This is a genomic window from Streptomyces sp. NPDC059900 (assembly GCF_050270335.1).
Classification (GTDB): Bacteria; Actinomycetota; Actinomycetes; order Streptomycetales; family Streptomycetaceae; genus Streptomyces.
Window position 1 is genome coordinate 1 of sequence record NZ_JBNNJZ010000997.1, and the last position, 1,791, is coordinate 1,791.

Genomic DNA, 1,791 nt, shown 5'->3' on the forward strand with positions numbered 1-1,791 from the left:
CCGGCGAGTGGCCTCGCGCTGCGGCCGGACGGCAAGTCGCAGGACGCGAGCCACTACTCCCTCGCCCTCATCATGGCGCCCGGCGACCGGCTGGCAGGAGAGGTGGTCTACCGGCCGGACCTCTGCACCCGCGACTGGGCGGGGCAGAACATGGCCTGCCTGCTGCGGGTGCTGGAGCAGCTGGCAGCCGACGCCACCATGCCGGTGGGCCGCATCGGCGTCCTCGGCGCGTCCGGGTGGGCGGGAGCGCTGCGGGAGTGGAACGACACCGACTCCGCTGCGCCGGTGACCGCCGCCCCGCTGCCCGAGCTGTTCGCCCAGCAGGTGCGGGTGACCCCGGACGCGGCGGCGCTCAGCTCCATACCGGATGAGCCGGACCTGGCGCGAGCGGACGAGCAGTACCTGTCACCCCCGGACGAGCAGGCTCGCTCACACCCGGACGAGCGGACCATGACCTACCACGAGCTGCAGGACGCGGCCGGCCGGCTGGCCCGCCAGCTGATCGCCGCCGGCGTCGGGCCGGAGACCCGGGTGGCGCTGCTGGCAGAGCGAACGGCGCCGACGGTGGTGGCGCTGCTTGCGGTATCGATGGCGGGCGGCGTCTTCGTACCGGTGGACCCGGCGTATCCGCGGCAGCGGCTGGAATTCATGCTGCGGGACGCCGATCCGGCGCTGGTGCTGTGCTCCACCGCGGTGCGCGGCGTGTTGCCGGACGAGTTCGCCGACCGGGCCCTGGCGTGGGACGAGCCCGCCGTGGCCGCCGCGGTGGCGGCGCGTGCGCCCGGCGCGATCGCGGACGCGGAGCGACGAGCGCCGCTGCGGCCGGAGCACGCGGCCTATGTCGTCTACACCTCTGGCTCCACCGGACTTCCCAAGGGCGTGGTGGTCTCGCACGTGGGGCTGGCGAACCTGGCGCAGGCGCAGATCGAGCGGTTCGCGGTACACCCGGACGCCCGAGTGCTGCAGTTCGCCTCGCTGAGCTTCGACGCCGCTGTCTCCGAGCTGTGCATGGCGCTGCTGTCCGGGGCGACACTGGTGATGGCCGGCGCGGCACAGCTGCCGCCGCAGACGCCGGTGGCCGATGCCCTGGAACGGACCAGGACCACGCACGTAACGCTGCCGCCCAGCCTGCTCGCGGTGGCGGAGTCCCTGCCGGACACGGTGCAGACCGTAACGGTGGCAGGCGAGGCCTGCCCGCCGGCGGTGGCTGACCGCTGGTCCTCCGGGCGGCGACTGGTGAACGCCTACGGTCCCACGGAGACGACGGTCTGCGCGACCATGAGCGTGCCGCTGACACCGGGAGCGGGCACCGTCCCGATCGGACGCCCGATGGCGAACACCCGGGCCTTCGTGCTCGACGGCTTCCTGCTGCCGGTGCCCGCCGGCGTCACGGGCGAGCTGTACCTGGCCGGCCCGGGCCTGGCCCGCGGCTATGCCGGGCGGCCGGGGCTGACCGCGGAGCGGTTCGTGGCCTGCCCGTATGTCGAAGGCGGGCGGATGTACCGGTCGGGCGACCGGGCGCAGTGGACCGCCGACGGCCAACTGCTCTTCCTGGGACGGGCGGACGCGCAGCTGAAGATCCGCGGCTTCCGCATCGAGCCGGGCGAGGTGGAGTCGGCCCTCGCCGCGCATCCGGGGGTGGCTCAGGCGTTGGTTGCGGCGAACGGTGAGCGGCTGGTCGGGTACGTCGTCCGTGCCGCGGACGCGGAACTGGACGGCGCCGCCGTCCGGGAGTCCGCGGCCGCCCGACTGCCCGAGCACATGATCCCGGCCGTGGTGGTTGTGCTGGAC

General features: G+C 74.3%; 1 protein-coding gene. It reads left to right on the plus strand.

What is annotated here, in order from left to right; genetic code table 11:
* Positions 1–1,791, plus strand: a 1,791-nt coding sequence (locus tag ACQKIP_RS46595) for an amino acid adenylation domain-containing protein (protein WP_427745779.1), incomplete at both ends; no start/stop codon positions are given.